Below are 24,540 nucleotides of genomic sequence, written 5' to 3' on the forward strand. Positions count from 1 at the left end.
AAGATCATAAACCGAGGGGATCAAACCGCTGGTGTTCGAGCTGGTCGATCACCGCCTGCGCTGCCGGTGCAATGGGGGCGGGCACTGCGGCGGGGCGGCTGAGGTAGTAGCCCTGCAGCAGGTCCACGCCCAGACCGATGACGGTGCGCAGCTGGGCCTCGGTCTCAATGCCCTCGGCGATGAGCTGCATACTGCGGGCGTGGGCGTAAGCCACAATGTTGGAGACGATCTGCTGCTTATCACGGTCGGTGTCGATCCCGCGCACAATGGAAATGTCGATCTTGATATACCGGGGCGAGAGCTCCAGCAGGTTCAGCTCGTTGCTGTAGCCGCTGCCGTAGTCATCCAGCGCAAAGGAGCCGGAGAAGCCCGGAACGTTCCGCTTCCGCTCCAGACATGCGCGGTCCAGATCCTTCTGTTCGGTGATCTCCACCACCAGCCGCTTGAGCAGCTCGGGGTAGCGCTGAGCATATTCCTCCACATCCTCATTCGTCAGGCTGACATTGGCGATGGAGTTGATGAAGAGCAGGGCATCGCTTTGGAACAGGCCCTGTGCCTGCATACGCTGGAAGATCGCGCTGGAATGGAACACAGTGATCCGTTCGATCTCATACAGGCGGCCCGTCTCATGGGCCAGCTGCATGACCTGAGCGGGGGAGTGCAGGGTAGGCAGATCCACCCGCATGAGGGCCTCGTAGGCTGCGATCCGGCCGGTACGGGCAGAGCAGATGGGCTGGAAGTGGTAGGTCACCAGTTCCTCCCGCAGCAGGAGCTCAAAGTCCTGCTGGGTCTGGGCGGCGTATGCCTCCTGATGGTAGCTGCCGATATCAAAATCACACATGCGGCCCTTGTGGGAATGCTTGACCTGATACATGGCAAAGTCGGCATATTTTTTCAGGGTGAGCAGGTCGTGGCCGTCCGTGGGGTACCAGGCAATGCCGCCCGAGATGCTGATGTGCAGCTGCTTGCCGTTGGGCAGGATGGACACGCTGCGCTGCAGGGCGGCACTCAGCAGCTCCAGCTGGGCGCGGAGCTGTGCCTGATCCTGGTAGCCATAGAAGAAGATCAGAAACTCATCGCCCGAAAGGCGGGAGCAGATGGTGTTGGCGGGCGTATTGGCCGCAAAGCACTGGCCGGTCTGGCGGATGTACTGGTCGCCCCAGTCGTGGCCGTAGGTGTCGTTGATCTGCTTGAGGTTGTCCAGATCCATCATCAGCAGGGCGGCACAGCCCAGCTTTTCGGGCTGCTGGAACAGCGCTTCACAGGCGCGGTCAAAGGCACGGCGGCGGTACAGGCCGGTCAGGGTATCGTAATCGCGCTCGTGCTCAATGCGCTGCTGCTCCAGCACCGTGGTGGTCATATCCTCAGCCAGACCCACCTCGGAGACGCTTTCGCCCAGGATATGGGTGACACGCAGGGTGATGTAGTGGGTGCTGCCGTCGGGCTGGGGGATGGCAAAGACCTTGTTGTTGGCCGGGGACAGGCGGTAGAACCACCGCTGCTCCAGTGTGCCCATCAGGGCGCGGAAAGCCTTTGGCGTGAGCGGATCGGGCTGCTCCTGTGCAAGGCCCAGCATGGAGAAGAAGTTGTCGGTCACATAAACGCTGTCATCGCGCAGCTCATAGCCGCCCAGCTCCGCACTGGCCAATTTCATAATGCGCAAAAAGCGGGTGGAGGAGTCCAGCACGTCTTTGCTCAGCTGGGTAAAGGCGGAGGAGAACTGATCCAGCTCCCTGATGCCGGTGGCGGACAGATGCGGGATGGCGGAGGAATCCGCTTCGGCAGCGGCTACCTCAGCCGAGAGCTTGGCTACGGGCCGGGCCAGCCGCCTGCTGATCAGCCAGCTGCAAACAAAGCCGACGGCCAGCGTGATCAGAATGATGAAGGAGAACAGCTGCTGCAGCCGCTGGGCAAAAGCAAAGAGCTGCACTGCGGGAACAGAGCCCACGAGAAGCCAGTGCTCGCCCGAGAAAGGGGCGTTCCGGCTGTAGAGGTTCAAGGGGGAGACCGAGGCAATGTAGAGGGAATCGTTGAAGCGGTAGCGGCGGGTCTGGGCACTGTGGAGGCGCAGCGTAAGGCTTTCGTCCGCAGAACCCGGCTGCCCGTCGCAGTGGGAACGGAGCACCGGACGCAGCTGCAGTTCAGCGGCAGAGAGTTCCTCCGTACCGGTCACGGCAAGGAAATAGGTGCCGTTGTTCTGCAGCTCAGAGCAGGGCAGATTCTCCCACAGGTAGTCGGCCAGCAGCTCCACGCCGATCACGCCGTAAACGGTGCCGTCTGGCAGGATCAGGGGCTGGCTGTAGGCAATGGCCTCGTGGGTGTCCCCGGGCACCAGATAGGATTGTGAGGTCCAGTGGCCATAATCGGAGGCGGCAAGGCTGGCTCCGTCTTTATAGGCAGCCTGGAAAGGGGGATAAAGGAAGCCGCGGTTTCCCAGTGCCCGGTAGCGGATGGTGGGGGACCAGCTGTTGTCCGTGGCAATGGAGAGGGACTGCACCAGCTGGGCCGGTGCCCGCACAAAGGTCAGGTCGGCGTTGCGCTGGGAGGGAGCGGCATCCGGGTCAAGATCCCGCAGGTAGATGGCGGGCAGCCGACTGTCCTGCTTCTGCTTGTCCAGATCATGGGTGTTCAGGATAAGAAACACGCCGGTCACCGACTTGATGCGCAGGGTGCTGATGAGCTCCGGCGCGGCGGCTTCCAGCAGGGGATAGGCCGCGTCGCTGCTGCTGTCCAGCGTGCTCAGGCTGATCTCTCCCTCGTCCAGAAGCTGCTGGGTCAGGCCATTGATGGTATCGGAAAGGCTGGTCAGCTCCTGCGCATCATGGAAGATGGACTGAAGATACCGGCTGCGGTTGTCCACCTGCATGGCAAGGATATCCTCGGCGTTCTGGTTCAGCTGGGGGCCAAGCCGGGTGGCGTGGGCGGCAAAGGTCAGCAGCAGGATCTCCACCGCCAGCACAGCCAGCAGGGAGAAAAGGATGGTGCCGAAGATAGAATGGCCCGTCTGAGGGGCCTTCTGACTGTGCGGCTTGCGGTTCTGCATCTGAGGGTCTCTCCTTTTGTGGTTGTTCCAAGGGCATCTCAGCCCGCAAAGGCGCTGAGAGCGGCCAGAGTCTGGTCGTACCAGGCATCAAAATAGGCATCGGTCAGGAACTCGGCTTCGGCTTCCTCGGGGGTCTGCCCGGCAGCCAGCCGCTCCAGCACCGTGGCACGGTCGGCAGTGACACGGTCCTCCAGCGCGTACTGCAGGGTATTGCGGGCGCGCAGGGCATCCGGGAAGGCATGGGTGGTGTAGAGCTTGCTGCGATCGATGGCATCAATGGACAGGCTCAGCACCTTGTGGATGCGCTCGGAGACCGTCAGGCCGCTGTTCTCAAGGGCGGACATGCTGTTGGCGGCATAGGTCACGGGCATATAGCCGGACTGCACCGAGAACTGCAGGTTGTTTTCCGGCTGGGTGAACCATTTCAGGAAGGCAACGCAGGCGCTGATCTCGTCCTCGGTGCCCGGGATGACTACCATGCCGGCCCCCTGCTGGACGGCCACCGGCTCACAGCCTGCAAAGCTGGGGCAGGGCAGCGCGGCCATCTGGATGCCGTGGCTCTCGGTGTCGCTGGTCAGCACCTGGGTGGGGAAGAAGGAAGCGCTGGAGGAGGAACCGACATAGGCCAGCAGGCTGCCGGTTTTGATATCGTCGCTGCGGAACTTGCCGCTGGCACTGCACCAGCCCTTGATGTAGGGGACATAGTAGTTATCCCACAGCTTGCGGAGGGTCGGCTTGTCAAAGTGCAGGGTCATCACGCCGTTCTCTGCATCAAAGATGGTCGTACCCAGTTCCTGTGCGCCGCAGAGCAGGTAATTGGTCAGCGCGTCGCGGCCATACAGGGCCTTGCCGTCGTTGGGTGCAGCCGTCTGGGCATCGGTCCAGTCGTAGTATTTGTGTGCGGCCTCGTTCAGCCCCTCCACAGTGGAAAGATCCGCATAGGTCACGCCCGTGGCCTCGGCAAAGGGGACAAAGTCGGTGACGTTCAGGTAGAGCAGCTCGGTGGACTTTGCTATGGGAAAGACCTTGAGCTCCCCGTTGTTCATCAGGTCGCCCTCTTCGAGAAACCCGGCGATATAGGCAGACTTCTCTTTTTCGGTCAGGTAGGGGCTCAGGTCAACGGCAAGGCCCATCTGATCCAGCGTAAAGGCGGTGTCCGCGTAGGAGGAGACGATGTTGGGGAGTTTTTCGGCACCCACCTTGCCCTCGGCGGCGGCCAGCACGCTGGTCTCCAGGTCGTTCACGCTGCCCTGACTGGAGCTTTCGACCCGGATGTTCTTCTCTTTGCCCACGGTGGAGTTGAACTGCTCCACCAGCTGGTTGAAGCATTCCAGCTGGTCGCCGTTGTAATAGGTCCAGATCGTGATGGTGGTGGGCAGCTTGCTTCGGCCGCAGGCAGTGCCGCCCAGCGCCACGGCGGCGCACAGCAGCAGACTGACGGCAGAACGAAGGATTCGTTTCATTACCTTATCTCTCCCATTCCGACAAAAACGGCTCACGGAAAAACGGCGCGTCCTGTCGTTTCTGAAATGATACCAGACGAAAATATTGTAACACTTTTTCGGGGCGGGGGCTACTGATTTTTGAAAAAACACCCGAAAGCAGACGAAAAAAGAAAGAATCTCTGGCCAGCGCTTCCATTTTTCGTAAAGTCCGGATATAATACAAGCATAAAACATAAACGAAAAGAACGGGAGAGCTTATGGCGCAGAAGAAGGACGAGGGCCTGAACGGCAACGAGAAGATCGAACAGGCGGTTTACCAGTTACAGCAGGAGCCCACACAGGAGCAGCTGGCGCATACCCTGACCGTGATCCGGCGGCGGATGCGGGAAAACGGACAGGTCGTGGTGGCGGTGGAGCCGAACCCGGCCAGTGAGCAGATGCAGCTGCGGGCCCTCCGCACGGCCGATGGGGCCAGCTGGTGGTATGCCTTTACCAGCTTTGAAGAGGAGATGAAGGGCGCGGAAGCGGTGCAGTCCACCTTTCTGGTGGAGCTTGAAAAGCTGTTGGATGCCGCACTGCAGGTGCCGGAGATCCAGGGCATCATCCTGAACCCCTGGAACCGCACCATCCAGCTGGACAAGACCCTGCTCCGGATCATCAAGGGATAAGCACGAAAGGACCCGCCTGCCGCATTTTGGTGTGCGCAGACGGGCCCTTTTTATATGGTAAAGGAAGAAGGAGAATGGCAGATCAGACTGCGTCGGTGCGGTTCTTCTTGAGCAGGCTCAGGATCACGGCACCCACCACGCTGCCAGCGGCCAGAGCCACGCAGTAGAGCAGGGCATGATCGACCACGGGGAACACGAAGATGCCGCCGTGGGGAGCGCGCAGGGCGCAGCCGAAGGTCATGGAGAGGGCACCGGCCAGCGCGGCACCGGCCACACAGCTGGGCAGGACGCGCAGCGGGTCGGCGGCGGCGTAGGGGATGGCACCCTCGGTGACGAAGCACAGGCCCATGACGTAGTTCACGATGCCGTTGCGGCGCTCGTCAGGGGTCCACTTCTTGGGGCAGAAGGTGGTGGAGAGGGCGATCGCGATGGGAGGAACCATGCCGCCCACCATGACAGCAGCCATGACCTCGTAGTTGCCGGAGGCCAGCGCGGCAGTGCCAAAGACGTAGGCTGCCTTGTTGAAGGGGCCGCCCATGTCAATGCTCATCATACCGGCAACGATGGCACCCAGCAGGACTTTGGAGGTGCCACCCATGGCGTTGAGGCAGTTGGTCATGGCGGTGTTGATCATGCCCATGACTGGGTTGATGCCGCACATCACGGCACCGATGATGAGGATGCCGCCCAGCGGGTAGATCAGCATGGGACGGATGCCGTTCAGGCTGGCGGGGAGCTTTTCGGTGATCTTTTTCAGGAACTCGACCACATAACCGGCCACGAAACCGGCCAGCAGAGCGGCCAGGAAGCCGCCGGAGATGCCGGTGGTCTCACCGTTGGCAAGGCCTGCAAAGTTGGTGCCGTTCATGGCCAGCACGCCGCCCGCAAAGCCCACGGCCAGGCCGGGACGGTCGGCGATGGACATGGCGATGAAGCCTGCCAGAATGGGAAGCATGTAGCCAAAGGCGGCGCTGCCCACCGTCTTGAAGAAGGCGGCGATGGGGGTGTTCATGCCGAAGTTGGAGGGGTCGATGGTGTAATCGTCCAGCAGGAAGGCCAGCGCGATCATAATGCCGCCGCCCACCACAAAGGGCAGCATGTGAGACACGCCGTTCATCAGGTCTTTGTACACCTTGCGGCCAAAGCTGTCGCCGGAGGTCTCCTCCTCGGCAGCGGTGGCACCGCCCTTGGCGTGATACACGGGAACTTCACCGTGGGCTACCTTTTTCAGCAGCTCTTCGGGCTTGTGGATGCCGTCATCCACCCGGGCAAACAGCACGGGCTTGCCGTCAAAGCGGGCGGTCTCCACATTCTTGTCTGCAGCCACGATGATGCCGTCACAGGCTGCAATCTCGGCGCGGGTCAGCACGTTTTTGGCACCATCGGAGCCGTTGGTCTCCACCTTGGTGGGCAGGCCCAGCTTGTCACCGGCCTTGGCCAGCGCCTCGGCGGCCATGTAGGTGTGGGCAATGCCGTTGGGGCAGGCGGTCACGGCCAGAATGCGGTAGCCGCTCTGGGGGATGGCCTGCTGGGTGAAGCTCTCCTCACCGAACTGGGTCTCCTCCTGTGCGTCGATGAGGGCAAGGAATTCGGCGGGGGTCTTGGCGGCCTTCAGCTTTTCCACAAAGTCCTCGTTCATCAGCATCTGCATCATGCGGGCCAGCATATCCACATGCAGGCTGCCGTTTTCGGGGGCTGCAATGGCAAAGAGCAGGTCGGTCTTGCCGTCATCTTCGGCGTTGTACTGCACCGGGGTGCTCAGACGCAGGGCGGCCAGGCTGGGCCGGGTGACCACATTCGTCTTGGCGTGGGGAACGGTGATGCCGTTGTCCACGTAGGTGGAGGCCTCATCCTCCCGGGCGTAGAGCGCTTTCTTGTAGGCTTCTGTGTCGGTGATATTGCCGTGGGTGGCCTGCAGTTCCACCAGCCGGGAGAGGATCTCGTCCCGGTTGGAGGCCGCAGAATCCAGCTCGATGGACTTTGCGGTGAATAATTCCGTAATGCGCATAAGGGTTCTCCTTTCTCTCTCTGTGCAACCCTCTCAGCTGCGGTCTGCGCCGCAGACCGCAAAGAGGGCTCTGCTTCAAATTTCCTGCATCAGTTCGGCGATTTTTTCTTTCGTTGCCAGCCCAAGGCTGAACGCGGTGGCACTGCCGCAGGCGGTGCCCAGCCGGAGGGCCTGCTCATAGCTGCCGCTTTGCAGATAACCTGCCACAAAACCGGCCACCATGCTGTCGCCTGCGCCTACGCTGTTCACGACCTTGCCCTTGGGGCAGCCGATGCGGTGCACCTCGCCGTGCTCATCCACCAGCAGAGCGCCGTTCCCGGCCATGCTCACCAGCACGTTCCGGGCACCCTTTTCCTGCAGGGCGCGGGCGGCGGCGGTGATCTCTTCGTCCGTGTTCAGCTCCCGGCCCACGATCTCGCCCAGCTCGTGATCGTTGGGCTTGATCAGGAAGGGGTGATAGGGGAGGACGTTGACCAGCAGATCCTGGGTGGCATCCACCACGGCCCGCACGCCGTGGCCCTCCAGCCCTGCCAGCAGCCGCTCGTAGGTGCTCTGGGAAAGGCTCTTGGGGATGCTGCCCGCCAGAATGAGGATGTCGTCAGGCTGCAGGGTGTCCAGCTGGGCTTCCAGCTGCTGCATGGCGCTTTCCGGGATGCTGGGGCCTGCGCCGTTCAGCTCAGTCTCGGTGCCCGCCTTGATCTTGACGTTGATGCGGGTCATGCCCTCGGCCAGATGGATGAAATCGGTCCGGAGCCCCTGCGCGGCCAGACCACGTTCCAGCCAGGCACCGGTCTCACCGGCCACAAAGCCCAGAGCCACGCTCTCACAGCCCAGCTCCCGGAGCACGCCGGAAACATTGATGCCCTTGCCGCCCAGCACGCAGTCCTCCCCGGCAGCGCGGTTCACCTCGCCCACCTCAAGAGGTCTGTCGAGACGGACGACATAATCAATGGCAGGATTGAACGTTACAGTGTAGATCATACCTCGGTCTCCTTTATCAGAGTGTATTGCCGGTATTTGGGGTTGGGGCACCGGTTCGTCAGGATGGCACCGCTGTGCAGATCACAGATGGCGGCGGGGTAGACCTGCGCAAATTTGGTGTCGTCCACCAGGAACCACGTCTCCCGCGCCCGGTGGATGGCCGCAGCCTTGACGGCGGCCTCCTCGGGATCTGGGGTAGTGAAGCCGGAATCCAGCGCCACGCCATTGGCTCCCATGAAGGCTTTGGTGAAATTGTACTGCTGGATGGCAGTCAGCGCAGCCGCCCCGATGATGGCCTCGGTCTGGGGCCGCAGCAGCCCGCCGGGCAGGAACACCCGGCAGCCTTTCTGGGCCAGCAGGCGGGCGTGGGCCACGCCGTTGGTCACATAGCTGGCGTTCAGGGCCGGGCCGCTCAGCGCCCGTGCCAGAGCCAGTGTGCTGGAGCCTGCATCCAGATAGATGAAATCTTCCGGCAGGATCAGTTCTGCCGCCGCTTGGGCGATGCTCTGCTTCTGACTGACGGCCAGCTCTTCCTTGGCGGCCATGGTGGGCTCGTCGGTGCGGAAGGGGCTGTCCGGCAGGGTGGCCCCGCCGTGCACCTTGTTCAGTTTGCCCTGCTTGTCCAGCTCGTTCAGGTCGCGCCGGATGGTGGATTCGCTTGCGTTCAACGCCTCGCACAACTCCTGTACGGTGGCGGTGCGCTGCCGCGCCAGCAGATCCAGAATCAGGCTGAATCGTTCTTCTGCCAGCATCGGGAACATTCCCCCTTGTTCGATTTATATGATTGATTTTGATTGACATTGGCGGATTCCGACCGCCTTGCCCCCTTATTATAGCAAAATCTCAGTCAAAATCAATCAGATTCCGCCAAGTTTGAGTGACAAAATATTGCTCTGTTTTTTGGGCAGGATGCATAAAGAGTGGGATACATTTGAAAAAACGCCCCCTTCGTGCTATAATTTTCCCATAAAACAGCTGGAACCCAGAGGATAAGCCCTGGCTGTCCGGCAACCGGAGGGAAGGCATATGAATAAACCGAAGATCATCTTTTTTGATGTGGATGGAACACTGGTGCCGCTGAAGGGTGCTGCCCGGCCCCGCACGCTGGAAGCCTTGCGGCGGCGTGGAGTTGAAGATCGCTGAGGATTTTGAGGAGATGGCAAAGGGAGAAATTTTCCAGGTGCTCATGGGTGGCCGGGAAGAGGAGTACCCAGCTATTTTGAAGGATGTACCCCATGCAAAGATCGCGGCGTGGTGGAATCGGGCTGTGGACATCATTCCGGCCAGCGGCGGCAAGGGGATTGCCGTGGAAAAGGTGTTGGAGTTCTATGGCATCTCCAAAGCCGATAGCATGGCGTTCGGAGATGGCAACAATGATTTGGAGATGTTTGGGGCTGTGGGCACCGGTGTGGCTATGGGCAATGCCTCTGAGAAGCTGAAGGCTGCTGCTGCCGCACACTGCCGTACCGTGATGGAGGATGGCATCTATTGGTACTGTCTGGAACAGGGCCTCATAACGACTTAAAAATATAGTGATGCACAAAAAACAGGTGCACCGTTCAGGTGCACCTGTTTTTTTATGGAGAAGGGAAGTGTTCCTTACTTATTCTGGATGTACTCGTCCATGGCCTTGGCAGCTGCCTTACCGGCACCCATGGCCTTGATGACGGTGGCGGCACCGGTCACGGCATCGCCGCCGGCGTACACGCCCTCACGGCTGGTCTTGCCCTCGTCACCCTCGGTGACGATGCAGCCATGCTTGTTGGTCTCCAGGCCGGGAGTGGTGGAGCGGATCAGGGGGTTGGGGCTGGTGCCCAGGCTCATGATCACGGTATCCACATCCAGCTCAAACTCGCTGCCCTTCTTTTCAATGGGACGGCGGCGGCCGGAAGCATCGGGCTCACCCAGCTCCATCTCAATGCAGGTGATGGACTTGACGAAGCCTTCGTCGTTGGCGTGGATCTCCACGGGGTTGCACAGGGTCTTGAAGATGATGCCCTCTTCCTCGGCGTGCTCGACCTCCTCCTTACGGGCAGGCAGCTCGGCCATGCCGCGGCGGTAGACGATGTACACGGTCTCGGCACCCAGACGCAGGGCGCTGCGGGCAGCATCCATGGCCACGTTGCCGCCGCCCACAACGGCCACCTTTTTGCCAGTGCGGATGGGGGTCTTGCTGGTGGGCAGGTAGGCCTTCATCAGGTTGGAGCGGGTCAGGAACTCGTTGGCAGAGTACACGCCCTTCAGGCTCTCGCCGGGGATGCCCATGAAGCGGGGCAGACCGGCACCGGAGCCAACGAACACGGCCTCGTAGCCGTACTCGTCCATCAGCTCGTCGATGGTCAGCACCTTGCCGATGACCATGTTGCACTCAAAATCCACACCCATCTTCTTCAGGCCGTCGATCTCCTGCTGCACGATGGCCTTGGGCAGACGGAACTCGGGGATGCCGTACATCAGCACGCCGCCGGCCACATGCAGGGCCTCGTAGACGGTGACCTTATAGCCCAGCTTGGCCAGATCGCCTGCGGCGGTCAGACCGGCAGGGCCTGCACCGATGATGGCAACCTTGTGGCCGTTCCATGCGGGCACGATGGGGGCGGTGTGGACGTTTTCACGGTGCCAGTCGGCCACAAAGCGCTCCAGGCGGCCGATGCCCACGGGCTCGTTCTTGATGCCGCGGGTGCACTTGCCCTCGCACTGGCTCTCCTGGGGGCAGACACGGCCGCAGACGGCGGGCAGGGAGGAGGAGCGGGCAATGACCTGATAGGCGGCTTCAAAGTCGCCCTCGGCCACATGACCGATGAACTCGGGGATATCGATGCCCACGGGGCAGCCGGTCTGGCAGGGCTTGTTCTTGCAGTGGATGCAGCGCTTTGCCTCGTTCACGGCCATCTCTTCGGTATAGCCCAGTGCAACTTCCTCAAAGTTCTTGTTGCGGACGTTGGGGTCCTGGGTGGGCATGGGGCACTTTTTGGGATCCATATTGAAAGCCATCTTACTTTGCCTCCTCAGTCTTGAACAGATTGCAGGCCTTCTCGCGGGCCATTGCCTCAAAGGGGCGGTACATGGTGCCGCGGGCCATGGCTTCGTCGAAATCGACGAGGTCACCGTCAAAGTCAGGGCCGTCCACGCAGGCAAACTTGGTCTCGCCGCCCACGGTCAGGCGGCAGCCGCCGCACATGCCGGTGCCGTCGATCATAATGGGGTTCATGGAGACGATGCTCTTCAGGCCGTGCTTCTGGCAGGTCTTGACGACGAATTTCATCATGATCAGCGGGCCGATGGTGATGACCAGATCGTACTGGTTGCCGGCGGCCACCAGCTCGTCCAGAGCGGCAGTGACCACACCCTTGGTGCCGTAGCTGCCGTCATCGGTCATAATGCGCAGCTCGTCACTGCAGGCGTTGAACTCGTCCTCGAGGATGAGCAGATCCTTATTGCGGAAGCCGATGACGCTGTGGACGGTGCAGCCCTGGTCGTGCAGCTCCTTGGCAATGGGCAGGGCGATGGCGCAGCCCACGCCGCCGCCCACAACACAGACCTTTTTCAGGCCCTCGGTCTCGGTGGCGCGGCCCAAGGGGCCCACAAAGTCATGGACGCTGTCGCCTGCGTTCAGGCTGTTCAGCTCCATGGTGGTGCCGCCAACGATCTGGAAGATGATATCCACAGTGCCCTTTTCACGGTCGTAACCGGCCACGGTCAGGGGGATGCGCTCGCTGTCCTCAAACGGGCGCACAATGATGAACTGGCCCGGCTTTGCCTTTTTGGCAATGAGCGGGGCTTCAATGACCATCTTTGTCACGGTGGGGTTCAGCGCGACCTTTTCAGTGATCTTGTACATTGCGGTTGCTCCTTTTTCTGGCAAAATCTCGGCACAAAAACACGTCTGCCCGCCCGCGCGGCACAGCAGACGTGTTTTTGTGCAACTTTTTGACAAGTTTATTATAACCTCTTTAAGAAGGGAAAGCAACCGAATTTTCTTTGTGTCTGCCGCCGCAAAGCTGAAACATTTCGGTTTCATTCCGGTTTCGGCTTTGTTTTTGAAAAACAGGCGCAGACAGGCGTGTTTTGCAAAAAGTCTGATTTTTTGGAAATTTGTTGTTGACAAAGCCTGTGTTTTACGCTATAATAGCCAACGTCGCCGGGAGCGAAACCCCGGCAGACCACATGAAATGTGCGGCCGTAGCTCATCTGGTAGAGCGCCACCTTGCCAAGGTGGAGGTAGCGAGTTCGAGCCTCGTCGGCCGCTCCATTTTGTGGAAGTTTAGCTCAGCTGGGAGAGCATCTGCCTTACAAGCAGAGGGTCAGCGGTTCGAGCCCGTTAACTTCCACCATGTGGCCCGGTAGCTCAGTTGGTTAGAGCACCAGCCTGTCACGCTGGGGGTCGTCGGTTCGAGCCCGATCCGGGTCGCTGCTGCTTCTCTGGAAGCAGCTTATATGCCTCTGTAGCTCAGTCGGTAGAGCAGGGGACTGAAAATCCCCGTGTCATTGGTTCGATTCCGATCGGAGGCACTTTATATGCGGCCGTAGCTCATCTGGTAGAGCGCCACCTTGCCAAGGTGGAGGTAGCGAGTTCGAGCCTCGTCGGCCGCTCCAGACAAACAAGCCACTGCAAAACATGATTCGTCGTGTGATGCAGCGGCTTTTTTGTACGTTGAAAGCTTTTTTGGAATTGGAAAAGGAGGGAAAAACGCAGTGATATTCGGCAAGTACATCAACCGGTATTACCTCAAGCATGCTCCCGTACTGCTGCTGGGCCTTGCCGCCCTGCTGACGGTGGATTACATCCAGCTTTTGATCCCGCAGCTCTACCGGCTGGTCATCAACGGAGTGAACCTTGGCCAGGTGGTGGTGAACGGTGAGACGCTGCTCTTTACCAAAGAGGTGCTGCTGCAGCACATCTGCCTGCCCATGATCTGGATCGTGGTGCTGATGGTCATTGGGCGCTTTTTGTGGCGCATCTGTTTCTTCGGCTCGGCGGTGCGGGTCGCGGCAGACCTGCGGGAGCGGATGTTCGACCACAGCCGCAGGCTGTCCCAGCAGTACTATCAGGTGAACAAGGTCGGCAACCTGATGAGCCTGTACACCAACGACCTGGACACCATTCAGGAGTGCTTCGGCGACGGCGTGCTGATGTTCTTCGACGCGCTGACCCTGGGTCTGCTGGCTCTTTATAAGATGTGGACCATGGACGTGCGGCTGACCCTGCTGGCCCTGATCCCGGCGCTTATCATGTTTGCCATCGGCACCCAGATGAGCAAGGTGATGACCCGGCGCTGGGAGGAGCGGCAGGAGGCCTTCTCCGGCCTTTCCGATTTTGCGCAGGAGAACTTTTCTGGCATTGCGGTCATCAAGGCCTTTGTCAAGGAGTACAAGGAACTGCAGGCCTTCCGGAAGCTGAACAAGGAAAACGAGGAGATCAACGTGACCTACACGAAGATCGCCACCCTGCTGGAGGTGCTGGTGACCCTGTTCGTGGAGTCCGTGATCTGCATCATTCTGGGCTACGGCGGTTATCTGGTCTATCAGGGCCGGTTCAACGCCGGCCAGCTGGTGGAGTACATCGGCTACTTTGAGGCCATCGTCTGGCCCATCATGGCTGTGTCCATGCTGATCGAAAAGACCAGCCGCGGCAAGGCCTCCCTGAACCGCATCACCGAGCTGCTGGATGCCCCCATCGACGTGGCCGACCGCCCCGGCGTGGCCGACCTGACCGACCCCAAAGGCGGCATCGAGTTCCGCCACCTGAACTTCCGCTACCCGGACGGCGAGTACGATGTGCTGCGGGATATCTCCTTTACCATTGCGCCCGGCGAGAGCGTGGGCATCGTTGGCAAGACCGGTGCGGGCAAGACCGCGCTGGTGGACCTGCTGCTGCGCACCTATAATGTGCCGGACGGAACCCTGTTCGTGGACGGCAGGGATGTGAACAGCCTCTCCATCCACTCGGTGCGCAATGCCTGTGCCTACGTTCCGCAGGATAATTTCCTGTTCTCGGATACCATCGCCCACAACATTGCCTTTGGTGTGGACGATGCCACCCCCGAGGACATCGAGCGGGCGGCAAGCATGGCCGATGTGCGGGATAATATCGTGGATTTCAAGGACGGCTACGAGACCGTTCTGGGCGAACGCGGCGTGACGGTGTCCGGTGGTCAGAAGCAGCGCATCTCCATCGCCCGCGCCCTGCTCAAGGACGCACCCATCCTGATCCTGGATGACTCTGTCTCGGCGGTGGATACCAGCACCGAGAAGATCATTCTGGACAACCTCAAGAACAGCCGGGCAGGCAAGACCACCCTGCTCATTGCCCACCGCATTTCCACGGTGGAGCGGCTGGATAAGATCATCTTCCTCAACGAGGGCCGGGTGGAAGCCGTCGGCCCCCACGACCAGCTGTATGCTTCCTGCCTGGAGTACCGCCGGATGGTCGATCTGCAGCGGCTGGAGGATGAGACGAAGGGAGGCGAAAACGCATGATGCATCTGAATCCGTTGGTTCTGGTGGGCGCTGTCATCGGCGTGATCACCGCCCTGCTGGTGGCAGCTTATGCCGCCGTCAAGGACAAAAAGACCGCCATGGGCTTTGAGCGCAACATGGAGGACGGCGAGATCATGCGCCGCCTTGCCCGCTATGCCCGGCCCTACCTGAGCAAATTCCTCATTGTGGGCCTGCTGATGCTCTTCTCCATTGCCTACGATATCATTTCACCCCTCATCGTGGGCCGCATCGAGGAGCTGGTGGCCGGGGAGTTTGAACTCCGCGCCCTCTTCCTGGGCGTGTCAGTGTATGCAGGCGTGCTGGTGTTCTCTATGGGCAGTACCTACCTGCAGGCCGTGATTTTGCAGCGGGTGGGCCAGCGCATCATCTCCGATCTGCGCGAGGATCTGTTCAGCCACATTGAATCTTTGGCACACGAGCAGCTCAACGAGATCCCGGTGGGCAAGCTGGTCACCCGAGTGACCAACGATACCAACGCCATCTCCATGATGTTCACCAACCTCTTGGTCCAGCTGACCAAGAACAGCTTTGTCATTCTGGGCATTCTGGTGGCCATGCTCTGCCTGAACTACGAGCTGACCCTGATGGTGCTCTGCTTTGTGCCCTTCATCGTGATCTTCACGGTCATCTTCCGCAAGTTCTCCCGCCGCGCCAACCGCAAGCTCAAGAACGCGACCACCGATATCAATACCTATCTGTCCGAAAACCTGTCCGGCATCAAGGTCACCCAGATCTTTGGCCGAGAGGACGAGAAGATGGAGGACTTCCGCCAGAAGAGCCAGAAGCTGGCCCGGGCCAATCAGGAGCAGATCTTCGTGTTCAGCGTGTTCCGTCCGCTGGTGTATATGCTCTATGTCAGCTCGATCCTGTGCCTGTTCTATCTGGGCGGCATGGGTCACCTGAACAACGTCAGCTTTCTGGGTCAGACCATTTCCAGCGGCACCATCGTCACCTTTTATATGTATATCTCCAAGTTCTTCACCCCCATCCAGAACCTGGCCGAGCAGTTCAATTGGCTGCAGTCGGCGCTGGCATCGGCAGAAAAGGTGTTCTCCATCATGGACATCCAGCCCAGGATGCAGGATGCCCCCGATGCCATTGAGCTGGACGAGGTGAAGGGCGAGATCGAGTTCCGGGACGTGTGGTTCAGCTACGTTCCCGGCGAGTGGGTGCTGCAGGGCGTTTCCTTCCATGTGGATGCCCGCCAGACGGTGGCCTTTGTGGGTTCCACCGGCTCCGGCAAGAGCACCATCCTCTCCCTGATCTGCCGGAACTACGAGTTCCAGAAGGGCCAGATCCTGATCGACGGTATCGACATCCGCAAGATCAGGATCTCCTCCCTGCGCAGGCACTTCGGCCAGATGCTGCAGGACGTGTTCCTGTTCTCGGGCACCATCCGCTCCAACATCGTTCTGCGGGAAGAGGGTATCCCCGACAGCGAGATCATGGAGGTCTGCCGCTACGTCAACGCTGACAAGTTCATCAACAAGCTGGACCACGGGCTGGACGAAGAGGTGCGTGAGCGCGGCAACAACTTCTCCGCCGGACAGCGGCAGCTGCTCAGCTTTGCCCGCACCATCATCCATAAGCCCAGCGTGATGATCCTGGATGAAGCTACCGCCAACATCGACACCGAGACCGAGCTGCTCATTCAGGATTCGCTGGAAAAGATGCGCACCGTGGGCACCATGCTCATTGTGGCCCACCGGCTGTCCACCATCCAGCATGCGGACAACATCATCGTGCTGTCCCACGGTAAAATTCTGGAGCAGGGCACCCACCAGCAGCTGCTGGCCCGGCATGGCCGCTACTACCAACTGTATACCCTGCAATACCACAAGGCGCAGCTGAACGCAGCCGAATAAGCGCATACAGAAAGGCCGCTGACCTGAGATGGGTCAGCGGCCTTTCTGCCTGCACCGGGGGTGGAGTCGTCCGCTTCCGGATCGTTGAGGGAACGCAATTAACACTTGCAAAACAGGTGCATCGCTCGTATAATAGAATACGGAAAAATAATAAAAAAGAAGAGGAACGGAAAGGAGAGGCTGCAGGATGCAGTGGATCGATGCGATCGGCTACGAAGAAGTGATGACCTTTCTGCGCAGTACACCGGCGAACCTCTTTTTCAAGGATACGGAATGCCGTTATCTTTTTATTTCGGACGTTAGGACTTTCTTCCCCTACGGAGAAGGGCAGGAAGAGGATGTGCTGGGCAAGACAGATCTGGAGATCTGGAGCAGCGAGGAACAGGCCCGCTTTTATTATGAGCAGGACCAGAAGGTGCTTGCCACCGGCAAGGGAACCGGCTATATCACCGAGGTGCCCCGGAAGGATGGGACGGCATACTATCAGATCAAAAAGAACCCCGTTGTGCTGGAGGGAAAGATCATTGGCATCGTGGGGCTTATTGGTGATATCACCGAACGGGTGCGGCTGGAAAAGCAGGCCGAGAATTGGGCCATCCACGATGAACTGACCGGTCTGTATAACCGCAACTACCTGAAGATAAAGGGCGCAGAGCAGTTGAAGAAAACCACCATGCCCGTCACGATCATTATGGGCGATTGTAACTACCTGAAGCGTGTGAATGATGCCTACGGACACGAGTACGGCGACCTGCTGCTCAAGCGGGTGGGCCGGGTGATCCGGGAAAACCTGCCGCCGGAAAGCGTGGCCCTGCGGATGGGCGGCGATGAATTCCTCATTGCCTGCAACCACTTCTCTGCAGAAGAGGCCGAACAGCTGATCGAGAGGCTGCACGGGGAGCTGGCCCGCCAGAGCGATGACCGCCTCAAGCTGGATGTTGCCTTTGGATACCACACTGTGACAGAAGGCCCCTTTGATTATATCGCAGTCTACCATGCTGCCGACCGGGATATGTACCGGAACAAGCGCAAAAACCGCTGAAAATGCGGATGAAAAAAGCCTCAGCCCGATCTCCAAGGGCTGAGGCTTTTTTGGCAATCTGTTACATCAGGGCAGTGAGCACCAGCGCGCAGAGAGGGAAAACGCCATCTGCGGCGGCTTACAGGATCACATTTTTGATGAGCAGGGAAACGCTGCCGTCCGGATCGTGGAGGAACTCCAGCTCGGAATCGGAGTTCAGCAGCTCGGTGGGGATCTTGACCTCGATGCCGTTGGCGGTGCGGATGCTCCGGCTCTCCATCCGGCGGATGCGGGCGGGAGTCACGGTGACAGGAGCAGCGGCCTCTTCCAGCACCTCGCTCTTCTCCACATAGTCATCAAAGGGCACAGCGGCCAGTGGGTATTCCTCGGCCAGCTGCTGGCGCACCTGCTCCACCGATACCTGATTGTCGTTGTCGGCAGCCTGGTTGGCAATGAGCATGGCCACCTGCGCGTCGGCATGGGGCTCGTCCTCATAGGCATCCTTCACAGCCTGTGCGGCGGCCTCCTGAATGGCCTGCAGCTTCTTTTTCTCGGGCTCGGCCTGGGTATACTGGAACACAACAGAGGAGAGGTAGAACTCCTTGTGGCCGTCGATGTCGTATTTCTTTTCCAGCAGGCGCATGGAATAGTCCGTCAGGTTGACGAGCGCACCCTCCTCCACCTTGCCGCTCTGGGTGGGCAGGCAGGCCCGCTGCTGGATGATGGAGTTGACCGGGGCACCCTCCACGGTCTCGGTGTAGTGGGTGTAGCCGTTTTTATAGTTCAGCTTGAGGATGCCCAGCCAGGGCGCGCCGTCCCGGGTGAAATCCACCACGGCCAGGTCCGCCCCGGGGATGGTGGTGTGGGCGTGCATGTAATCGAACAGCACCCCCGCAATGCGGCAGGACAGATCAATGAAATCCTGATTGTGTTCCAGCTCGTTCCGGAAAGCCGAATCCGGCAGGGGGCGGCACTGGCGGATCTCATCGCTGGCCAGCAGCTTTTCGATATGATTCTGTAAGTAGGCGGTCTTTTCGGCAGTCAGCTCCATGCCGCCGCCGCTGAGCACCGGCGCGTCCAGCGTGGTGTCCAGCACATGCAAAATTGCCTGATGGATGATGATCTCCATGGGTCAAAACCTCATTTCCCGGGTGATTGTGATGTTCCTGCCCAGTATAGCACATCCGGAACAAAAAGGCGAGAGGGAGCGCAAAGGCTTGTCAACCGCCGCCCGAGATGCTACAATGGGGCTGACCAAACATCCGGACAAGCCGAAAGGGGAGTGTGTTATGGAATTTCGGGACAAGCCGATGCAGAACCTCATCCGCATCAAGGAAAAGGAGATCTGCAAAAATGTGCAGGAGCTGCTGCTGGACGGTGAGCAGATCGTGGGGGCTTACAAGACCGTGCGCGATCAGGCTGTGTTCACCACCCACCGCATTTTTATGGTGGATATGCAGGGGATGACCGGTACCCGGCAGGAGATCTTTGTGCTGCCCTACCGCAAGATCCTGCATTACGGCATCAAGACGGCAGGCTTCGGTGACCCGCTGCAGACCTCAGAGCTGACGGTCTGCTTTGCGGATGAGCACGAGGCAAAGTTCGGCTTCATCGGGCAGGATGAGCTGCTGGCGGTGGCACGGGCCATCAGCCGGTGCATCCTGTAACAGAACAAACGTAAAACGCCCGTTCCGGCTTCTGACCCCGGAGCGGGCGTTTTACATTGCTGTAATATGCGAAAAAAGGAGAATGTCGAAGGGTCAGCAGGCGGCGCGATCTCTGCGGCCGGCCTCGAGCATGTAGTGCAGGAAGCCGGTGACATCAGCAGGGTCGGTGACAGAGATGTCAAAGCCCTTGGAGGGAGCGTCCATCATCTGGAACAGCTCGGTGGCGGCGTTGTCCTTTTTCAGGTCGCAGGTCTCGCCATTGTCCAGGTGCAGGAGCACACTGCCGCGGCTGACGGCTACCTGATGCATGAAACGGTCTTTATCAAGATACTGGATGCGAAGCATAAAAATACCTCCCACAAAGAAATGTTTTATTCTGGAAGAGTCCCTCGGGCCAGGCTGCCCGTGGGGAACGCTTCTCGGGAACCGGATCAAGCCGCGCCGGGGGTTGTTTTCCGCCCCCTGCGGTGTTATACTGTGCTTGCTGGTTCTGATGAAATAATACCACGAAACTGGCACGATAGATAGAATAAAAACACCCGATTTGTACAACAAAATCGGCTTTGATAAAAAATATTCAAAGTATTGCGGAAAGGAATTGTTCAATATGGCGTTTCAGACGAGCTGTGTCACTGGTGCCAATATCGTTACCGGGCTGACCTGCCAGCAGGATGTTATGGCCGATGCCGAGGGGCGGGAACTGGTCCAGCATGGCAGCGCCCTGTTTCCCATTGCCTGCTACGCGGAGAACCTGAAAAGCTATTCGGTGGCCTGGCACTGGCACGAGGAGTTTGAGTACATACTGGCCATGAAGGGCCCCCTGACGGTGGACGTGAACAAGACCCGGGTGACCCTGCAGACGAATCAGGGCGTGTTCCTGAACTCCGGCATCCTCCACGCGGTGGAGCAGGCGGAAAAAGGGGAGGCCCTGCTTCACTCGGGTGTGTTCCATCCCCGGCTGGTGGGCGGAATGGACACCATCTTCTGGCAGAAGCTCATCCGACCCATGCTCCAGCCGGATGCCCCGGCGTTTTTTCTGCTGGATGGGGCTGTGCCCTGGCAGGCGCAGGTGCTTGCCTGCCTGCGGGAAGCCTGGCAGGCGGTTGCCGTGGAGCCCTTTGATTACGAGAACCGGGTGCGTTATTATCTCTCTGCGGCACTGCGGCTGTTGAGCACCCAGTGCGTGGGCGGCAAGACCAAGGTCTCACAGCAGGAGCAGATCGCCGCCGAGCGGATGAAGCAGATGCTCCGCTTTGTGGAGGAGCACTATGCCGAGGAGCTGACTGTGGAACGCATCGCGGCCAGCGTGGCCCTGAGCGAGAGCGCCTGCCTGCGCAGCTTCCGGCAGATGCTGGGCATCACGCCCATCCAGTATGTCAAGCAGTTCCGGGTGGAAAAGGCCGCCGAGCTGCTCCGCTCCACCCGGCTCAAGACGGGCGAGATCGGGATGGAGTGCGGCTTTGCAGATGGCAGCTACTTCATTAAGACCTTCCGGGAGATCAAGCACTGCACACCCAAGGAATACCGCGCAAAATTCTGCTGAAATGTCTGAGATAGGAATAGGAGAAAATAATCCCCATGCAGCACAGTCTGACCCAAGGACCCATTACAAAGAATATCCTGCTGTTTGCCCTGCCGCTGATGTTCGGCAACCTGCTGCAGCAGATGTACAACATTGCCGACACCTGGGTGGTGGGCCGCTTCCTCGGCGCGGATGCGCTGGCGGCGGTGGGTTCCTCCTACACCCTGATGACCTTCCTGACCTCGATCCTGCTGGGCCTGTGCATGGGCAGCGGCGCGGCTGTGTCCATGCAGTACGGCAGCGGCGAGACCGAGAAGATGCGGCAGAGCGTGTTCCAGTCCTTCCTGCTCATTGCGGGCATCGCCCTGGTGCTCAACCTGCTGGTCTATCTGGGGCTGAACGGCATTCTGTGGGTGCTGCGGGTGCCCGCAGAGCTTTGTCCGCTGATGAAGGACTACCTGCTCATCATCTTTCTGGGCATTGCGGCCACCTTTTTGTATAACTATTTCGCAAACCTTCTGCGGGCCATCGGCAATTCCGTGGTGCCGCTGGCATTCCTGGCTGTATCAGCCATCCTGAACGTGATCTTGGATCTGGTCTGTGTCCTTGTGCTTGACTGGGGCGTGAAGGGTGCCGCCGTGGCAACTGTCTTTTCCCAGTATGTGTCCGGGGTGGGCATCGGCTTGTACACCCTGAAAAAGTTCCCGCAGCTCTGCCCGAAACGGACAGACTGCAGGTGGGACCGGAAGAACCTTGCCAATATCCTGAATCTCTCGGTGATGACCAGCGTTCAGCAGTCCATTATGAATTTTGGCATCCTGATGGTGCAGGGTCTGGTCAACAGCTTCGGCACGGTTATCATGGCGGCCTTTGCGGCGGCGGTGAAGATCGATTCCTTTGCCTATATGCCGGTGCAGGATTTTGGCAACGCATTCTCGACCTATGTGGCCCAGAATTACGGGGCAGGCCAGCCGGACCGCATCAAAAAAGGGATCCGCAGTGCCGGGCTGACAAGCGCGGTGTTCTGCATCGTCATCAGCGTGCTGGTCTGCGCCTTTGCCGCCCCGCTCATGGGGATTTTCATCGACCCGGCTCAGACCGGGATCATCGCGGCGGGCGTGCAATACCTCCGCATCGAGGGCGCGTGCTACATCGGCATTGGCGTGCTCTTTCTGCTCTACGGCTACTACCGGGCGGTCAACCAGCCGGGGATGTCGGTCATTCTGACCATTGCTTCCCTTGGCACCCGTGTGGCGCTGGCCTACCTGCTTTCTGCCACGCCGCTGGGTGTTACCGGCATCTGGCTCAGTGTGCCCATCGGCTGGGCACTGGCAGATGCCATCGGCATTGGGTATTATTTGAAAAAGAGAACATAAAATATCCCCCGCTGCAAAACGTGTTCTGGCACGTCTGCAGCGGGGGATCGTGTTTTTTCTGGGGTTCGAAGGGATTCGGGCAGAGGCTTATTCCCCCACGGCGGGGACGTTCTGCATCGTCCAGAGGAGCTTCTGGACATCTATGCTGCCCATGTGGGTGGGTTCCTCACCCAGACGGAGGAGATCGGTCTGCTGGGCGGTAACAGTCTGCCACTGGGGCAGGTCTGCGCCGTTGGGGTCGCCGGTCTTGGCAAAGTTGGTCAGGTAATCCACCATCTGAGCGCTGAGGGCGGTGTCCCTCTCAGTGAAGGGCCGCCAGCAGTGAGCCAGCGTGCCGAACCAGTACCACAGGTCGCTGGAATGCCAGGCACCACGGTCATCACCGGGGAGCTGGCGGTCGAAGAACCAGCCATAGCTGTCGGCGTTCCGGGCGCACCAGTCCTGAGCCATCTGGTAGAGGTAGGGCGGAACGATATCCTCACTGGTGAAGCCAATGAGGTAAGGGATATGGTGCTGTTCGTCGGCAGCCAGCGTCTCGGGGCCGGTCTTGACCTGGAAACGGCCATCCACCACAGGCTCGCAGCCCAGACCCTTGAACTGGGGCTGGGTGCGGACGGCATCCCAGGCTGCAAACAGTCTGGCGGGGGCGAGGGCACGGAACTCAGCCAGCGTGCTGCACCCGGCGGCTTCCATGACCTGCTTCCAGAACGGGTAGTGGGCCGCGGCAGGCTTGGCCGTCAGCATCTGGCTCACGCCGCCGCCGCTGCTCATCACGGCCTTGGAGAACAGCCCCCTGGTGATGGGGGAGAGGACAAGCTGCTGGACGCTCATGGCACCGGCACTCTGGCCCATGATGGTGATGTTGTTGGCATCACCGCCAAAGGCAGCGATGTTGGCGCGCACCCACTGCAGGGCCGCCAGCTGATCCAGAAGGGCGTAGTTGCCGGTGGACCCGGCCTCATCGGCCAGCTCGGGCAGGCAGACAAAGCCCATGGGACCGAGCCGGTAGTTGATGGTCACAGCCACGCAGCCTTTGGTGGGCCAGACGGGGCCGTCGAAGTGCTTCTCGTGGCCGCAGCCGCCGGTAAAGCCGCCGCCGTGAATGTAGAAGATGACCGGCAGTCTGTCCCCGGGAGCTGCATCAGCAGGGGTCCAGATGTTCAGGAACAGGCAGTCCTCGCTGTAAGTGTAAGTCTCGCCCTTGCGGAACTCGTTGTAGTAGAAGGCTTTTCCGGGTGCAGCGGCTTCGTCATAGAAGGCGCGGGGCTGGTAGCAGCAGGCACCGTATTGGGTGGCATCGTAGACACCGTCCCAGTGGGTGACGGGGATGGGGGACTCCCACCGCCCGGCGGTGGCGTAGCGGATGCCCTTGTAAGCGGTGATACCCGGCCACTGGCAGGCCGTGCCGGAGATCACGCCGCAGGGCGTGGTGCGCTCAAAGCTCATGGGGAAACCTCCTTATCTTACTCTGCCGCTTTCAGGCCCCGGATGTCCTCGCCCGCAAACAGGCAGGGGACAAAGGAGGAAAGGCGGCTGGAGATCTTTTCGGTGTATCGCTTTTCCAGCAGGGAGCCATCCGCAATGTTGGTGGTGACGATGGTGGGCAGACCGGCTCCCAGGCGGTTATTCAGCAGGCTGTAAAAAGTGGTGATGAAGTAGGGGGTGACGAACTCGGTGCCCAGATCGTCCAGGATCAGCAGGTCGGCGGCAGAGGCGGTGCGCAGCAGGGTCTCGGCATCCTCGGAGGAGTCGAAGCGAGCGTTTTCCAGCTTGCCGAAGAAGTCTGGGCTGGAAACGTAGATCACGTCAAAATCCTTTTGCAGTACGATGCCCGCAATGGCAAGGGCGGCGTGGGTCTTGCCCAGCCCCGCGTTGCCAAAAAGCATCAGGCTCTCGCTGTTGTGGTCGAATTCCTCAGCGTAGCTGCGCAGGTCCTCCAGCAGGCCGCCCATGTAGGTGCGGACAGGCTCACCCAGCTTCTCGTCCATGGTGTTGGGGTAGTACCGCAGCTCCATGGTGTCAAAACTGGAAATGGACAGGCTGGACAGCGCCTCGATCTCCTCCCGCCGCAGACCCTGCATCAGCTTGTGAACGCAGGTGCAGGTGCGGCCCTGCACGCTGCCGGTATCCTGGCACAGCTTGCAGGTGAATTTGGGCTCCAGCGCATCCGCAGGGCGACCGCTGGCGGCCAGCAGGGCGGTGAGCTCCTGCCGGGCTTTGCTCAGTGCGGCGGCGGCTTCGGTGCGGTCTTTTCCGGCAGCGCCTGCCAGCGCGCAGCGGATGCCCCGCACCCGCACCTCGTCCTCAGCGTGGCGCAGGGCCGGGATGGCGGCCTCCGCCTCCAGCCGGGCATCCTCGGCATTGGCGCGGGCGGTCTGCCGCCGCAGAGCCACCGTGCGCAGGGCGGCTTGATAAAGTTCCTGTTTGGTACGCATAAAAGCTC

The 24,540-nt window shown here is 60.0% G+C and carries 19 protein-coding genes and 5 tRNA genes; 13 read left to right on the forward strand and 11 right to left on the reverse strand.

Going from position 1 to position 24,540, the window contains the following annotated elements; translation table 11 throughout:
• Window positions 1–4 precede the first annotated feature (4 nt).
• The gene (locus tag D3F01_RS07565; protein WP_242887554.1) at window positions 5–3,043 is read right to left on the reverse strand and encodes a bifunctional diguanylate cyclase/phosphodiesterase; all 3,039 of its coding nucleotides are present in this window, start codon (window positions 3,041–3,043) and stop codon (window positions 5–7) included.
• A 38-nt stretch (window positions 3,044–3,081) separates the two neighbouring features.
• The gene (locus tag D3F01_RS07570) at window positions 3,082–4,506 is read right to left on the reverse strand and encodes an extracellular solute-binding protein (protein ID WP_242887557.1); all 1,425 of its coding nucleotides are present in this window, start codon (window positions 4,504–4,506) and stop codon (window positions 3,082–3,084) included.
• 239 nt (window positions 4,507–4,745) lie between these two features.
• Here D3F01_RS07570 and D3F01_RS07575 point away from each other — a divergent pair, with 239 nt between their 5' ends.
• The gene (locus D3F01_RS07575) at window positions 4,746–5,156 is read left to right on the forward strand and encodes an SseB family protein (protein ID WP_156070646.1); all 411 of its coding nucleotides are present in this window, start codon (window positions 4,746–4,748) and stop codon (window positions 5,154–5,156) included.
• A gap of 82 nt (window positions 5,157–5,238) precedes the next feature.
• Here D3F01_RS07575 and D3F01_RS07580 read toward each other — a convergent pair whose 3' ends face one another.
• The 3 genes from D3F01_RS07580 to D3F01_RS07590 form a co-directional block, all read right to left on the reverse strand.
• Entirely contained in the window at window positions 5,239–7,164 is a 1,926-nt protein-coding gene (locus D3F01_RS07580) for a fructose-specific PTS transporter subunit EIIC (RefSeq protein ID WP_242887560.1), read from the reverse strand.
• A gap of 75 nt (window positions 7,165–7,239) precedes the next feature.
• A complete protein-coding gene (gene pfkB / locus D3F01_RS07585; protein WP_242887563.1) occupies window positions 7,240–8,145 on the reverse strand; it encodes a 1-phosphofructokinase in 906 nt (301 codons plus the stop codon).
• On the reverse strand, window positions 8,142–8,897 hold the full coding sequence (locus D3F01_RS07590; RefSeq protein WP_117533280.1) for a DeoR/GlpR family DNA-binding transcription regulator: 756 nt from the start codon (window positions 8,895–8,897) through the stop codon (window positions 8,142–8,144). Before D3F01_RS07590 ends, pfkB begins: the two co-directional genes overlap by 4 nt.
• Window positions 8,898–9,268: 371 nt before the next feature.
• Between D3F01_RS07590 and D3F01_RS07595 the strand changes: the two genes are divergently transcribed.
• The gene (locus D3F01_RS07595) at window positions 9,269–9,670 is read left to right on the forward strand and encodes an HAD-IIB family hydrolase (protein ID WP_242887567.1); all 402 of its coding nucleotides are present in this window, start codon (window positions 9,269–9,271) and stop codon (window positions 9,668–9,670) included.
• Between the two features lie 74 nt (window positions 9,671–9,744).
• Here the strand turns inward: D3F01_RS07595 and gltA are convergent, their stop codons facing one another.
• Window positions 9,745–11,139 carry an NADPH-dependent glutamate synthase gene (gene gltA, locus D3F01_RS07600; protein ID WP_098925046.1) on the reverse strand — a complete coding sequence of 465 codons (1,395 nt, stop codon included), beginning with the start codon at window positions 11,137–11,139 and terminating at the stop codon, window positions 9,745–9,747.
• Between the two features lies 1 nt (window position 11,140).
• On the reverse strand, window positions 11,141–11,986 hold the full coding sequence (locus D3F01_RS07605) for a sulfide/dihydroorotate dehydrogenase-like FAD/NAD-binding protein (RefSeq protein ID WP_242887570.1): 846 nt from the start codon (window positions 11,984–11,986) through the stop codon (window positions 11,141–11,143).
• Between the two features lie 335 nt (window positions 11,987–12,321).
• Here D3F01_RS07605 and D3F01_RS07610 point away from each other — a divergent pair.
• From D3F01_RS07610 to D3F01_RS07645, 8 genes are all read left to right on the forward strand, one after another.
• Window positions 12,322–12,397, forward strand: a tRNA-Gly gene (locus D3F01_RS07610).
• Window positions 12,398–12,403: 6 nt separating this feature from the next.
• A tRNA-Val gene (locus tag D3F01_RS07615) sits at window positions 12,404–12,479 on the forward strand.
• Between the two features lie 3 nt (window positions 12,480–12,482).
• Window positions 12,483–12,556: transfer RNA gene (locus tag D3F01_RS07620), tRNA-Asp, on the forward strand.
• A 28-nt stretch (window positions 12,557–12,584) separates the two neighbouring features.
• A tRNA-Phe gene (locus D3F01_RS07625) sits at window positions 12,585–12,657 on the forward strand.
• Window positions 12,658–12,665: 8 nt separating this feature from the next.
• Window positions 12,666–12,741: transfer RNA gene (locus tag D3F01_RS07630), tRNA-Gly, on the forward strand.
• A 99-nt stretch (window positions 12,742–12,840) separates the two neighbouring features.
• On the forward strand, window positions 12,841–14,625 hold the full coding sequence (locus tag D3F01_RS07635; protein WP_242887587.1) for an ABC transporter ATP-binding protein: 1,785 nt from the start codon (window positions 12,841–12,843) through the stop codon (window positions 14,623–14,625).
• Window positions 14,622–16,511, forward strand: coding sequence for an ABC transporter ATP-binding protein (locus D3F01_RS07640; protein ID WP_097770574.1), 1,890 nt, complete (start codon window positions 14,622–14,624; stop codon window positions 16,509–16,511). The genes D3F01_RS07635 and D3F01_RS07640 overlap by 4 nt, the downstream gene beginning before the upstream one ends.
• Window positions 16,512–16,698: 187 nt before the next feature.
• Entirely contained in the window at window positions 16,699–17,553 is an 855-nt protein-coding gene (locus D3F01_RS07645; RefSeq protein WP_223383946.1) for a GGDEF domain-containing protein, read from the forward strand.
• A gap of 118 nt (window positions 17,554–17,671) precedes the next feature.
• On the opposite strand, the gene D3F01_RS07650 is transcribed toward D3F01_RS07645, so the two are convergent.
• Entirely contained in the window at window positions 17,672–18,661 is a 990-nt protein-coding gene (locus tag D3F01_RS07650; RefSeq protein ID WP_005932044.1) for a nucleoid-associated protein, read from the reverse strand.
• A gap of 160 nt (window positions 18,662–18,821) precedes the next feature.
• Here D3F01_RS07650 and D3F01_RS07655 point away from each other — a divergent pair, with 160 nt between their 5' ends.
• Complete coding sequence (locus tag D3F01_RS07655; RefSeq protein ID WP_035393789.1) at window positions 18,822–19,199, forward strand: PH domain-containing protein; 378 nt, start codon at window positions 18,822–18,824, stop codon at window positions 19,197–19,199.
• A 93-nt stretch (window positions 19,200–19,292) separates the two neighbouring features.
• Here D3F01_RS07655 and D3F01_RS07660 read toward each other — a convergent pair whose 3' ends face one another.
• Entirely contained in the window at window positions 19,293–19,544 is a 252-nt protein-coding gene (locus D3F01_RS07660) for a hypothetical protein (RefSeq protein ID WP_242887589.1), read from the reverse strand.
• 262 nt (window positions 19,545–19,806) lie between these two features.
• Between D3F01_RS07660 and D3F01_RS07665 the strand changes: the two genes are divergently transcribed.
• Both D3F01_RS07665 and D3F01_RS07670 read left to right on the forward strand, forming a co-directional pair.
• On the forward strand, window positions 19,807–20,742 hold the full coding sequence (locus tag D3F01_RS07665) for an AraC family transcriptional regulator (protein ID WP_242887592.1): 936 nt from the start codon (window positions 19,807–19,809) through the stop codon (window positions 20,740–20,742).
• Between the two features lie 35 nt (window positions 20,743–20,777).
• Window positions 20,778–22,097 carry an MATE family efflux transporter gene (locus D3F01_RS07670; RefSeq protein ID WP_242887595.1) on the forward strand — a complete coding sequence of 440 codons (1,320 nt, stop codon included), beginning with the start codon at window positions 20,778–20,780 and terminating at the stop codon, window positions 22,095–22,097.
• 87 nt (window positions 22,098–22,184) lie between these two features.
• On the opposite strand, the gene D3F01_RS07675 is transcribed toward D3F01_RS07670, so the two are convergent.
• Together D3F01_RS07675 and D3F01_RS07680 are read right to left on the reverse strand one after the other, a co-directional pair.
• Window positions 22,185–23,543 carry a carboxylesterase family protein gene (locus D3F01_RS07675; RefSeq protein WP_242887598.1) on the reverse strand — a complete coding sequence of 453 codons (1,359 nt, stop codon included), beginning with the start codon at window positions 23,541–23,543 and terminating at the stop codon, window positions 22,185–22,187.
• A 17-nt stretch (window positions 23,544–23,560) separates the two neighbouring features.
• The gene (locus tag D3F01_RS07680) at window positions 23,561–24,532 is read right to left on the reverse strand and encodes an ATP-binding protein (RefSeq protein ID WP_005932028.1); all 972 of its coding nucleotides are present in this window, start codon (window positions 24,530–24,532) and stop codon (window positions 23,561–23,563) included.
• Window positions 24,533–24,540: the final 8 nt, after the last annotated feature.

It is taken from the genome of Faecalibacterium sp. BCRC 81149, from assembly GCF_022750605.1.
Taxonomy (GTDB): domain Bacteria; phylum Bacillota; class Clostridia; order Oscillospirales; family Ruminococcaceae; genus Faecalibacterium; species Faecalibacterium duncaniae.